Genomic DNA, 11,743 nt, shown 5'->3' on the forward strand with positions numbered 1-11,743 from the left:
CCCCAGCACAATCGCCTCGTCCGCCACGCGCGAATCGCCGAGCGGACACCCGTATGTGTGAAGCGGTGTTGGTGGTGTTGTTCGCCAGGTTGCCCGAAAACTAGCTTCCACCCCGGAGGTGACCACGGATGACTGTCTGTGCCATCGAAATGACGACCACGGCCGCGTTCACCATCGCCGCGGACGGGTCGTACGCCGCCCGGCTGGCCGGGGAGGGCGAGTCGCTCTACGCGGAGCGCTGGACCCTGGCCGGGCCCGAGGCGTACGCGGTACCGCTGCCGCTCGCGCAGCCCGAGGAGGCGGACAGCGAGGTGCTGCCGCTGGCCGACGGGCGGGTCCTGATCCACCGGCGGGTGGCCGAGCGGCACGCCTTCGCGCTGCTGTACCCGACGGGCGCCGCGAGCGGCCCGCGCACCGGGGAGCTCCAACTGGGCGGGGTGGAGGCACAGGAGGGCGTACAAGTGCGCCTGCTCCCGCCGTCCCCGGACGGTTCCTGTGCCTTCGCCCTGGCCGCGGAGGACACCGTGACCACGGTCTGGCAGGTGGCCGGGGCTCCCTTCGGCCCGACGCCCGTCGCCCGGATCGCGGGACGCTGCTCGGGGGGCGTCTGGCTGGACCGGGCGGGCCGGCTGCTGGCCCTGGACCGCGAGCTGGACGGCACCACCAAGGCCGTCGTCGTCGACCTGGCGCTGGGCGGGGTCTCCCCGCTGCTGCAGATCACCGAGGACAGCGACGACCTGCTGCTGCTGGCCGACCCCGACAGCGGGCTGCTGCTGATCCGCTCCGACGCACCGGGCGAAGCGCGCCTCGGCTGGGGGGTGCTGGGCAGCTCCCTGCCCGTCCGCTTCCCGGAGTGCCTGGCCCGGCTGGGGGACGCCCGCCCGTTCGCGGTCCAGCCCGGCCAGGCCCTGATGCCGGAGACCTGCGGGGTGGCGCTGCGGCTGCCCGGGGGCGACGTGGGGCTGTGGCGCCCCGCCGACCGGCATGCCTTCCGGATCGGCGCACCGGCCGGGTGGCTCGGCGGCAGCGGCCTGTGGAGCCCGCAGGGGCGCCTGCACCTCCCGTACGCGACCCCCGAGGTGCCCTGCGGGATGGCCGGCTTGAACCTGCCGGTCGCCCCTCCCCCGCCGGTGGTCCTCGATCCGCCGGTGGTCCTCGATCCACCTGCGGCGACCGTCCCCCGCCCGGTCCCCCTCCAGCAGGCACCGCTGGCCGGACGGTAGGACGGGAGCGCTCGGCGGGGAATGCCGCCTGGGCCGTCCCTTCCGGATCCTGCCGGTCCCGCAAGATCCGGAAGAGACGGCCTAGGCGTGCTTGAGGCCCAGTACCTCGGTCGCGGCGAAGGTCTCGTTCGCCGGGCGGGACGCGTAGTGCGGGGTGAGCAGCTCGTCGAGCTCCTCGTAGGAGAAGGATTCCTTGGCCGTGTCGAACTTGGCGGCCACCTTCGGGCGTTCCATGACGACGACGATCCCGCCGTGCACGACGAACAGCTGACCGTTGGCCCCGGCCGAAGCGGGCGAGGCCAGGTACCCGACGAGCGGGGAGACGTGCTCGGGGGCGAGGGCGTCCAGCTTGCCGTCCTGCGGGACCTCGAAGCCGGCGAAGACGTCCTCGGTCATCCGGGTGCGGGCGCGCGGGCAGATGGCGTTGGCCGTCACCCCGTACTTGGCGAGCGCGAGCGCGGTCGAGGTGGTCAGGCCCACGATGCCGCCCTTGGCCGCCGCGTAGTTGGGCTGGCCGGCCGAGCCGCCGAGGAAGGCCTCGGAGGAGGTGTTGACGATCCGGCCGTAGACCGGGCCGCCCGCCGCCTTGGACCGTTCGCGCCAGTGCACGGACGCGAAGTGCGTGGTGTTGAAGTGGCCCTTGAGGTGGACCCGGATCACCGAGTCCCACTCCTCCTCCGACATCGAGAAGACCATCCGGTCGCGCAGGATGCCCGCGTTGTTGACCAGGATGTCCAGCTTCCCGAAGCTGGACACCGCCAGCTCGACCAGCTCCCGCGCCTGCTCGAAGTCGGCCACGTCGCCCAGGTGCGCCACCGCCCGGCCGCCCGCGGCGCGGATCTCCTCGGCGACCTCCTCCGCCGGGGCGGCCGAGGCCTCCCCGGAGCCGTCCCGGCCCGGCTGGCCGAAGTCGTTGACGACCACGCTCGCGCCGAGCCGCGCGAGCTCGATCGCCTCGGCGCGGCCGAGCCCGCGGCCCGCGCCCGTGACGATGGCGGAGAGCCCCTCAAGTGGGAGTGACATCCGTACGGTTCCTCTCGAAGCGGGTCAGAGTTCGATGCAGGTGCGCAGGGCCACGCCCGTACGCATCTGGTCGAGCGCGTCGTTGATCTCGGCGAGCTGCACCCGGTGCGTGATCAGGCTCGCCAGGTCCACCCGGCCGGCCCGCCACAGCGCGATGGTGCGCTCGTAGGAACGGAGCACGTCCCCGCCGCCGTACATCGACGGCAGGATCTTCTTCTCGTCGAAGAAGAGCGAGAACATGTCGATCTGGAAGTTGTCGTCCAGCGCGCCCGCCCCGACGATGACCACGCTGCCGCCGCGGCGGGTCATCTTGTACGCGGTCTGCGCGGTGGCGGACTTGCCGACGACCTCGAAGACGTAGTCGAAGCCCTCGCCGCCGGTGATCCGGTTCTTGGCGTCGTCGAAGGCCTCCGGCCCCACGGCCTCGGTGGCCCCGAACCTCCGGGCCGCCTCGCGGCGCGATTCGACCGGGTCGACGGCGATGACCTGGGCCGCGCCCTGGACCTTGGCGCCCTGGATGACGGAGATGCCGACGCCGCCGCAGCCGATGACGGCGACCGAGGAGCCGGCCTCCACCTTGGCCGTGTTGATGGCCGCGCCCAGGCCGGTGGTGACCCCGCAGCCGATGAGCGCGGCGATGTCGAAGGGCACGTCGTCGGGGATCGGGACGGCGCACGCGGCGTCGACCACGAGCTCCTCGGCGAAGGTACCGGTCGCGGCGAAGCCGAAGATGTCCCCGCCCGCGCGGCGGAAGTTGGGGGTGCCCGCGTTGACCAGGCTCGCCAGGCACAGGTGGCCCTGGCCGCGCTTGCAGGACGGGCAGTGCCCGCACGGCGGCAGCCAGCAGACGAGGACCCGGTCGCCCTGCTTGAGGGAGGTGACCCCGTCACCGACGTCGGCGATCACCCCGGAGCCCTCGTGTCCCGGGACGAAGGGGGCGGGCTGCGGCAGGACGCCGCTCATCGCGGAGAGGTCCGAGTGGCACAGGCCGGTGGCCTTGACCCGGATCCTCACCTTGCCGGGGCCGAGGCCCACGGCCTCCATGTCGTCGACGACCTCCAGCTTGTCCTGGCCGATCTCGCTCTGCAGTGCTGCGCGCACGGTGCGGCTCCTTGGGTCTCGTACGGTCCGTACTCGTTCTCGGTGCTCGTTCTCGTGCCTACGCGTGCTCGACGACGGTGTCGGCGAGGACCGGCGCGTCGTCCCGTTCGACGGCGGTCACCGACACCAGCACCCGGCCGGGCTCCTGCCACATCCGGATGCGCAGCGTCTCGCCGGGGAAGACGATCCCGGCGAAGCGCGTGCGGTAGGCACGGACCCGGGAGACGTCCCCGCCCAGGACCGTGTCCACGACGGCCTTGAGGGTCATCCCGTACGAGCACAGGCCGTGCAGGATCGGCCGGTCGAAGCCGGCCAGCTTGGCGAACTCCGGGTCGGCGTGCAGCGGGTTCCAGTCGCCGGAGAGCCGGTAGAGCAGCGCCTGCTCCTCGCGGATGTGCCGCTCCTCGACGCGGTCGGGGGCGCGCTCGGGCAGTTCCTCCTTGGCGGAGGGGCCGCGCTCGCCGCCGAACCCGCCCTCTCCCCGTACGAAGATCTGCGCGTCGCTGGTCCACAGCGGCCCGTCGGCGTCGGCCACCTCGGTGCGCAGGACGACGACGGCGGCCTTGCCCTTGTCGTAGAGGGCCGCGACCCTGGCGGTGGAGGTGGCGCTGCCCTTGACGGGGATGGGCCGGTGCAGCTCGATGGACTGGCCGCCGTGCAGGACGTTGGCGAGGTTGATCTCGATCCCGGGTGCGGCGAGGCCGCCCATCATGGCCATCCCGGCGCCCGCGACGGTCGCGAAGCTGGGGAGGACGTGGAGCTTGGATTCGAGGGTGTAGCGCAGCTCGTCGGGGTCGGTGGCCGGCCTGCCCGCGCCGAGGCCGAGGTGGTAGAGCTGGATGTCCTTGTGGTCCCAGCCGATCTCCCCGAGGCGGGGGTCGGCGGCGAGGGCCTTGGCGGCATCGATCGGCATGGGGATGCTGCTCCCTGTCGTTGGAGAACCGGGGCCGTTGAAGAGCCGTTTGAAGAGCTGTGGAAGAGCCGTTGAAGAGCTGTGGAAGACCTCGGTGCGGCCGTCCGCACCGTCGGCCGCACCGAGGTCGCATACGGGGGCCGGTTCTAGAACGCGTTCTAGCTCCGACCGGTGAGGGAATGTATAACGCACGCCCCCGCACTTGGGAAGAGTCTTGACTTCACGTCAGATTGGCTGCGTGCGGGGCGTGTTGCCAGCCCGCCGACGGCCTGGGCCATACCCTGCCCGCGTGGACGAAATGCCTGTTGATCACCGTGCGGCCCGCGCCCTGCGCGTCCTGCTGGAGCCACCGAATCCGGCCCTGGCGCTCCAGCTCGGCCTCCAGCCGGACATCGAGGTGGTCCGGGACCCCATGGCCCGGCCCGCGGTGGCCCTGGTGGAGGATCTCGCGGCCGTCACCGCCCTGCTGGCCGACGATCCGGAGTGCCGGGTGCTGGTCCTGACGGGCTCGGCGCACCCGGGCCTGGCGGAGGCCGCCCTCGCCGCCGGCGCGGTGGGACTGGTGCTGCGGGACGGCCCGATCGGGGACCTGGCAGACTGCGTCCGGCGCGCCTCGACGGGCGAGACGGTGGTGGACCCGGCCCTGGGATGAACCCGATCGGATTCCGGTGAATCCTTTCGCGGTGCCCACGCCTCTTATGCATGTGCCGACGCCGAGATCGGCACCTGACCCGGAGGTTGTCGTGATCACTCTTGTCGCCGTGGGCGCCGTCGTCCTGCTCCTGCTCTGCACCTGCACCGTCCTCGTGGTGCGCCGGCGGAGCCGCTCCCGTGGCTGAGTCGACCTGGCCCGCCGAGCCACTGATCGTCGCCGCGCAGCGCGGGGACCTCGACGCGGTCACCGCGCTGGTCTCCGGATCGCACCCGAACGTGCGGAAGTTCGCGTACTCGCTGTGCGCCTCCCCCGAGGACGCCGAGGACGCGGCCCAGGAGGCGCTGATCATCCTCTACCGGCGGATCGGCATGCTGCGCGCGTCCGGCGCCCTGGCCTCGTGGATGTTCCGCATCGTCCGCAACGAGTGCCTGCGCCGGGCCCGGCTGGTGCCCCGCGAGCGCGCTCCGCTGCCGGACACCGGCGAGGCGGTGATGTCGGCGGAGGAAGAGGTGTTGGAACGCCTGGAGGCCGCCCGGGTGGCGCGGGCGATCGCCGCCCTCCCCGCCGACCAGCGGCGGGTGCTGATCATGCGGGACATCCAGGGCTACAGCGGCCGCATGGCCGCGGACGCGCTCGGGCTCAGCCCCGCCGCGATGAAATCACGGTTGCATCGGGCCCGCGCGGCCCTTCGACACACCCTTTACCCGACTCCTGGAGGCGACGATGCCGATCACTGACGGCCCCGACTTCGCGAGCTCCACCCTGCCCCGACACCTGGTCCGCGGCGCGATCGGCCTCGGCGCCCTGGCCGGCTCCGTCGCCCTCCTCCCGCTCTACGGCCCGATCACCCTGGCCCTCGCCCCGGTCGGTCTGCTGGCGCTGCGCGGCTGCCCGATGTGCTGGGCGATCGGACTGGCCCAGACGCTCTCCCGGGGCCGCCTGCAGCGGGAGTGCACGGACGGCCGCTGCGAACTGAAGGCGGCACCCCACTGATCCGGGCCTGCGGGCAGGGGCGCAAGTGTTCCGTCCCGGCCACCGATTTTCACCGGCAACGATCGTGACTGCGCCTGGCTGGACTGGAACGACCCGCACAACCCCAACGGCTGGAGCAGCCTGACCAGCGAGCCCTCCTGCAGCGGGATCGGCCTGGGGGAGTACCCCGACAGGATCATCAAGGCGCCGGCCGGCCATCGCTCAAGGTACGCCTGGCCGCCTACCACTCCGACTCGGCCGAAGTGAAGCACAAGGACATCGAGAAGCTCTGACCGGGAGTGGGGCGGGCCGGGGCCGCTACGAGCCGTCGCCGGCCTGCTCCTGCCCGAAGGCGGCGAGGAGCTCGCTCTCGCCCGGGGCGGTGAACAGCCGCTTGGGCAGCACCACGAGACACGTCCGGCGGCGGGTGCGGCCCACGAACACGTGCAGCCGGGGCGTCTCGTGGTAGTAGCGCATCTCGTCCCACACGATCCGCTGCGACTCCTCGCCCCGGAACACCTCGATGCCCGTACCGTCCACCACGACCCGCTTCTCCTCGGCGGCCCTGCCCGTGCGGAAGCCCCGGCCCACCACCCACCGCGGCAGGACCACCAGCACGAGGAGGCCGTACGCCGCCGCGATCCCGAGGACGGCGGGCCGCACGGTGAGGCCGTCGGAGGACAGCGTCACGCCCGCCGCGGCGAGGAAGACCGTACTGAGGGCAGCCACCGCCCGGCCCCTGCGGAACAGTCCCGCCGCGCGGGCGGCCTCGTCGTACTCGTCCCTGGTCGGGCTGCCGGTGGCGCTGAAGGATGCCTCGCGTATCTCGCTCACGGGGGCGGAGCCTAACGCCCCGCCCCCGTGGCCGAAAGCGCGTTCCTATCCCCGCCGCAGGAGGGTCACGACGGCCGCGCCGCCCAGCCCGATGTTGTGCGCCAGCCCCACCCGCGCCCCCGCGACCTGCCGCGGCCCGGCCTCGCCGCGCAGCTGCCAGACCAGTTCGGCGGCCTGGGCGAGGCCGGTCGCCCCCAGCGGATGGCCCTTGGAGATCAGCCCCCCGGAGGGGTTCACCACCCACCGCCCGCCGTAGGTCGTGGCCCCGCTCTCCACCAGCTTCCCGGCAGCGCCGTCCCCGCACATGCCCAGCGCCTCGTACGTCAGCAGCTCGTTGATCGAGAAGCAGTCGTGCAGCTCCACCACGTCGACGTCCTCGATCCCGAGCCCCGACGCCTCGTACGCCTGCCGCGCCGCCGCCGCCGTCATCGGCTTGCCCACCACGTCGATGCACGAGCCCGACGCGAAGGAGGCCTCCGTGTCCGTCGTCATCGCCTGGCCGACGATCTCCACCGCCTTGTCGTGCAGCCCGTGCCGCACCACGAACCGCTCCGACACCACCAGCGCTGCCGCCGCGCCGTCCGAGGTCGGCGAGCACTGGAGCTTCGTGAGCGGCGCGTGGATCTCCTTCGCCGCCAGGATCTCCTCCACCGAGTACACGTCCTGGAACTGCGCGTTCGGGTTGTTCGCCGAGTGCCGGTGGTTCTTCGCGCCCACCATCGCGAGCTGCGCGGCCGTGGTCCCGTACCGCTCCATGTGCTCCCGCGCCGCGTTGCCGAAGATCTGCGCCGTGGGCGGGGACATCTCGAAGCCGTGGCCCGCGGCCATGATCCCGTAGTGCCGGGCCACCGGCGAGGTCGTGAAGTCTCCTCCGTCGGCGCCCCCGCCCAGCGCGCCGCGCTTCATCTTCTCGAAGCCCAGCGCCAGCACGCAGTCGCTGATCCCGCCCGCCACGAACTGCCGCGCCATCATCAGCGCCGTCGAGCCCGTCGCGCAGTTGTTGTTGACGTTGTAGACCGGCACCCCGCTCAGCCCCAGCTCGTACGCCGCCCGCTGGCCGGCGGTGGAGGCCTGGAAGCAGTAGCCCACCGGGACCTGCTCGACGAGCCCGTAGTCCACGCCCGCGTCCGCGAGCGCCGCCGTCCCGGCCTCCTTCGCCATGTCCCAGTACTGCCAGTCCCGCGACTCCGGCTTCTCGAACTTCGTCATGCCGACGCCCACGATGTACGACTTCATGCCCCTGGTGTCCCTTCAGTCCCTCGGGAGGCCGAGAATCCGCTCGGCGACGACGTTGAGCTGGACCTGTGTGGTGCCACCGGCGATCGTCAGGCAGCGGGACATGAGCATCCCGTGCACCGCCCGCTCCCCTGCCCCCTCCCGCACCGCGCCCGCCGGTCCCAGCAGTTCGAGCGCGAGCTCGGCGGTCCGCTGCTGGTGCGGGGTCTGGACGAGCTTGCGTACGGAGGCGCCCGCGCCCGGCTCCAGCCCCGACACCTGCTGGAGCGTGGTGCGCAGCCCGATGCAGGCGAGGGCGTGCGCCTCGGCGGCCAGGGCGCCGATCCGTCTGCGGTACGTGCCGTCGAGCTCGGCGGCGTGCGCGAGGAGCGCCTCCAGGCCGGTGTCGAAGGTCATCTGGTCGGCCATGTGGACGCGTTCGTTGCCGAGGGTGTTGCGGGCCACCTTCCAGCCGCCGTCCACGGCGCCGACCAGCGCGTCCGCCGGGAGGGCCACGTCGTCGAAGTACACCTCGTTGAAGAGGGCCTCGCCGGTGATCTCCTTCAGCGGCCGGACGTCGATGCCGGGGGTGTTCCTCATCTCGACGACGAAGTAGCCGAGCCCCTTGTGCTTGGGCACGTCCGGGTCGGTGCGGGCGAGCAGGATCCCGTAGTCGGCGCTGTGCGCGGAACTCGTCCACACCTTCTGTCCGTTGACCCTCCAGGAGCCGTCCTCCCGCCGCTCCGCGCGGGTCCGCAGCGAGGCCAGGTCGGAGCCCGCGCCGGGCTCCGAGAAGAGCTGGCACCAGGTGATGTCCCCGCGCAGGGTCGCCGGCACGTAGGCCTCCCGCTGCGCCTGCGTCCCGTAGGCGATCAGCGAGGGCACCACCCAGGTGGCGATCCCCAGGTCGGCGACCTTCACCCCGGCCGCGGCCAGCTCCTGCTGGACGACGAGCTGCTCGACGGGCCCCGCGCCGAGCCCGTACGGGGGCGGCAGGTAGGGGGCTGCGTAGCCGGTGGGAGCCAGGATCCGGCGGGCGGCCGCCGGGTCGAGCCCGCGCGCGTCCGCGACGGCGGTACGGGCCTTCGCGCGGTACGCCTCGGCCTGCGCCGGGAGTTCCAGGCGCAGCTCGCGCCGCGCACCGCCCGCCGCGCAGCGCACGGCCCGGACCCGGTGCCCGTCGCCGGGCCCCAGCAGCTGGCGGGCGACGAGCGCCCGCCGCAGGTAGATGTGGGCGTCGTGCTCCCAGGTGAAGCCGATGCCGCCGAGGATCTGGATGCAGTCCTTGGCGCAGGAGTAGGCGGCGTCCAGGGCGGTCCCGGCGGCGAGGGCGGCGACCAGCGAGCGCACCTCGGCCGGTTCGTCCATGGCCTGTGCGGCGTCCCAGGCCAGCGCCCGGGCCTGTTCCAGCCGGACCAGCATGTCGGCGCACAGGTGCTTGACGCCCTGGAACTGCCCGACGGGCCGACCGAACTGCTCGCGCACCTTCGCGTACGAGGCGGCCGTGTGCAGGGCCCAGGCCGCGGTGCCGCAGGCGTCGGCGGCGAACAGCGTGCAGGCCAGGTCCCGGACCAGCGCCGCGTCCAGCTCCAGCAGCCGGTCGGGGGCGGTGGCGACCCCGCGCGCCCGCACCTCGGCGGTGGGGCGCGTCGGGTCGGCGCTCTCGTGCGTACGGATGTCCAGCGCGCCGGCGTCCACGGCGAACCAGCAGGTGCCGTGCGCGGCCTCGGCGGCGAGCAGCACCAGGTCGGCCTCGCCCGCGCCGAGCACCGGCGGGGCGATCCCGTCGAGCAGGTACCCGCCGCCCTCGACGGCCACGGCGGTCAGCGACCCGGGCCCGAGCGCGACCGCCCCGACCCGGCCGGAGAGGGGCTCGGCCCCGGCCCGCTCCAGCAGTACGGAGGCCAGCGCGCTCGGCAGGTACGCCCCGGGCAGCGCGGCCCGGGCCGTCTCCTCGACGACGACGGCCAGGTCGAGCAGGGTCCCGCCGTCCAGGTGCGGCTCCAGCAGCCCCTGCTCGATCATGGCGTCCCAGTAGGCGGGCCGCACACCGGTCTGCGGCGGGGTGTCGAGCAGCTTGCGGACCTCCTCGGGAGGCACGGCCCGCGCGACCCAGCCGCGCACCGCCTCGGCCAACTCCCGCTGCTCCTGCGTGATTCCGATGCCCATGCGCGGCAGACTAGAACACGTTCCAATCTGACGGAAGGTCAGATGAGTGCTCGGATCGACTTGTGGGTCAGCGCAGGCCGGTGAAGAGATCGTTCTCGGGCACGGCCGCGCCGGTGGCGTCCTGGACGCGTACGAAGGTCTCCATGCCCATCAACTCGCCGAACCTCTCCTTGCCCATCCTGAGGAAGAAGATGTTCTCGCCCTGGCTGGCGTGCGCGGCCAGCGCGTCGAACTTCTGGCCGCTGAACGCGGTGGTGTCCACCCACGTGGTGATCTCGTCGTCGGGGAGGCCGATCTCGGCCATCGCGGCGGTCTCGGCGGGATCCGGCTCCGGCATGTCCTCATGGAACTCGCGCATGATCTCCCCGAACCGCTGCATCCCCGAGCGGGGCATCGTCGTCCAGTACACCTTCGGTGTCAGCTCGGTCATCTCCAGCGCCGCCATCGTGATGCGGTGGGCCTGGATGTGGTCGGGGTGGCCGTAGAAGCCGTTCTCGTCATAGGTGACGACCACATCGGGCCGGTAGTGCCGCATGAGTTCCGCGAGTCGGGCGGCGCCCTCCTCCACGGGGGTCTTCCAGAACGATCCGGGGGCGTCGTTGCTGGACCAGCCCATCATCCCGGAGTCGGCATAGTCCAGCATCTCCAGATCGCTGATCTTCAGGACCTCGCAGCTCGCCTCCAGTTCCTGTCGGCGCAACGAGGCGACGGCCGCCGGATCGTGCCCGGGATCACCCGGCTTGACACCCCCCGGCCCGTCACCGCAACCGCCGTCGGTACACGTCACGAGCACCGTGCGGATGCCCTCTGCCGCGTACCGCGCGAGGACCCCTCCGGTCCCGGTGGCCTCGTCGTCGGGGTGGGCGTGCACTGCCATGAGCGTCAAGGGCCGGTCGGTCATGAAGGAGTCCTCCTGAAGAGACATGTGCGGGTCCGGCCTGCACGGACCCCCGGTCGGTACAACGCTGCTGGCCGGACCGCCTGTTCCCGGCGCGACGACACGGCCCGCCGGGGCCGGCCTCCAGGCGGATAGCGTGCGGGGCATGGCAATGACAACGAAGCGGCGGGTCCTGTACCGGCAGGGCAGCGGGTTCTGGCGGATGACGGCGAAGTGGGCCCTGGTCTTCGGGGCCCTGTACCTGCTGGACGGCGGCCTGATCCGATCGTGGGGCGACGCCGTGACCTGGCCGATGATCGGGATCCTGCTGTGGGCGCCGTTCGGGATAGGCGTCGTCTGGTACCCGAAGAAGGACCAGCAGCTCACGCTCACGACGCGTGAACTGCGCGTGCGGCGCAAGCGGCTGCCCATGGAGAAGGTGAACCTGCTGCACGTGGCACGGCTGTGGCTGGACGGGTACTCGACCGCGGACGAGCGGCCGGTGTCGGAGTGGCCGCGGGCCGTCCGGGTGCTGTGGGTGCCGCTTTCGGACGGCCGGGCGTTCGGCGTGGAGATCCGCGACCCGGCCGCGTTCGCCAAGGTTTTCGGCGCCTTCGCGGTAGGGGCGTGCGGCGGGCCGGACATCGTCCGCGCGAGGGCCTCGGCGGAGACCTACCCGGATCCGCGCCCCATGCGGGCCCGCTCCGCCGGCGGCGACGGCGGAGCCTGGACAGACGTCCTGGACATCTTCGACTGAGAGC

12 protein-coding genes are annotated in these 11,743 nt (G+C 72.5%); 5 read left to right on the forward strand and 7 right to left on the reverse strand.

The window, feature by feature from the left end:
- Window positions 1-128: 128 nt before the first annotated feature.
- Window positions 129-1,223 carry a hypothetical protein gene (locus tag IE257_RS01960; RefSeq protein ID WP_229920064.1) on the forward strand — a complete coding sequence of 365 codons (1,095 nt, stop codon included), beginning with the start codon at window positions 129-131 and terminating at the stop codon, window positions 1,221-1,223.
- Window positions 1,224-1,304: 81 nt separating this feature from the next.
- Here the strand turns inward: IE257_RS01960 and IE257_RS01965 are convergent, their stop codons facing one another.
- From IE257_RS01965 to chsH3, 3 genes are read right to left on the reverse strand one after another with little or no spacing between them, the layout of a single operon-like run.
- Window positions 1,305-2,246, reverse strand: coding sequence for a 3-oxoacyl-ACP reductase (locus IE257_RS01965; protein ID WP_189963871.1), 942 nt, complete (start codon window positions 2,244-2,246; stop codon window positions 1,305-1,307).
- Between the two features lie 24 nt (window positions 2,247-2,270).
- Entirely contained in the window at window positions 2,271-3,347 is a 1,077-nt protein-coding gene (locus IE257_RS01970) for a Zn-dependent alcohol dehydrogenase (RefSeq protein WP_189963873.1), read from the reverse strand.
- A 58-nt stretch (window positions 3,348-3,405) separates the two neighbouring features.
- Window positions 3,406-4,260 carry an enoyl-CoA hydratase ChsH3 gene (chsH3, locus tag IE257_RS01975; protein WP_189963875.1) on the reverse strand — a complete coding sequence of 285 codons (855 nt, stop codon included), beginning with the start codon at window positions 4,258-4,260 and terminating at the stop codon, window positions 3,406-3,408.
- A 298-nt stretch (window positions 4,261-4,558) separates the two neighbouring features.
- Between chsH3 and IE257_RS01980 the strand changes: the two genes are divergently transcribed.
- The 3 genes from IE257_RS01980 (at window position 4,559) to IE257_RS01990 (ending at window position 5,908) form a co-directional block, all read left to right on the forward strand.
- A complete protein-coding gene (locus IE257_RS01980; protein WP_229920098.1) occupies window positions 4,559-4,912 on the forward strand; it encodes a DNA-binding response regulator in 354 nt (117 codons plus the stop codon).
- A 179-nt stretch (window positions 4,913-5,091) separates the two neighbouring features.
- A complete protein-coding gene (locus tag IE257_RS01985; RefSeq protein ID WP_189963879.1) occupies window positions 5,092-5,652 on the forward strand; it encodes an RNA polymerase sigma factor in 561 nt (186 codons plus the stop codon).
- Window positions 5,639-5,908 (forward strand): hypothetical protein, encoded by a 270-nt coding sequence (locus IE257_RS01990; RefSeq protein WP_189963881.1) that lies wholly within the window; start codon window positions 5,639-5,641, stop codon window positions 5,906-5,908. The genes IE257_RS01985 and IE257_RS01990 overlap by 14 nt, the downstream gene beginning before the upstream one ends.
- Before the next feature lie 297 nt (window positions 5,909-6,205).
- On the opposite strand, the gene IE257_RS01995 is transcribed toward IE257_RS01990, so the two are convergent.
- The 4 genes from IE257_RS01995 to IE257_RS02010 all read right to left on the reverse strand — a co-directional run bounded on the left by IE257_RS01995 (window position 6,206) and on the right by IE257_RS02010 (window position 11,006).
- Window positions 6,206-6,721 (reverse strand): YcxB family protein, encoded by a 516-nt coding sequence (locus tag IE257_RS01995; RefSeq protein ID WP_189963883.1) that lies wholly within the window; start codon window positions 6,719-6,721, stop codon window positions 6,206-6,208.
- A gap of 45 nt (window positions 6,722-6,766) precedes the next feature.
- Window positions 6,767-7,957 carry a lipid-transfer protein gene (locus tag IE257_RS02000; RefSeq protein WP_189963886.1) on the reverse strand — a complete coding sequence of 397 codons (1,191 nt, stop codon included), beginning with the start codon at window positions 7,955-7,957 and terminating at the stop codon, window positions 6,767-6,769.
- A 15-nt stretch (window positions 7,958-7,972) separates the two neighbouring features.
- Window positions 7,973-10,105 carry an acyl-CoA dehydrogenase family protein gene (locus IE257_RS02005; protein WP_189963888.1) on the reverse strand — a complete coding sequence of 711 codons (2,133 nt, stop codon included), beginning with the start codon at window positions 10,103-10,105 and terminating at the stop codon, window positions 7,973-7,975.
- A 67-nt stretch (window positions 10,106-10,172) separates the two neighbouring features.
- Entirely contained in the window at window positions 10,173-11,006 is an 834-nt protein-coding gene (locus tag IE257_RS02010; protein WP_189964742.1) for a PIG-L family deacetylase, read from the reverse strand.
- A 142-nt stretch (window positions 11,007-11,148) separates the two neighbouring features.
- Between IE257_RS02010 and IE257_RS02015 the strand changes: the two genes are divergently transcribed.
- Entirely contained in the window at window positions 11,149-11,739 is a 591-nt protein-coding gene (locus IE257_RS02015) for a hypothetical protein (RefSeq protein WP_189963890.1), read from the forward strand.
- Window positions 11,740-11,743 lie beyond the last annotated feature (4 nt).

The sequence above is a fragment of the Streptomyces avidinii genome, from assembly GCF_014650695.1.
Taxonomy (GTDB): Bacteria; Actinomycetota; Actinomycetes; order Streptomycetales; family Streptomycetaceae; genus Streptomyces; species Streptomyces avidinii.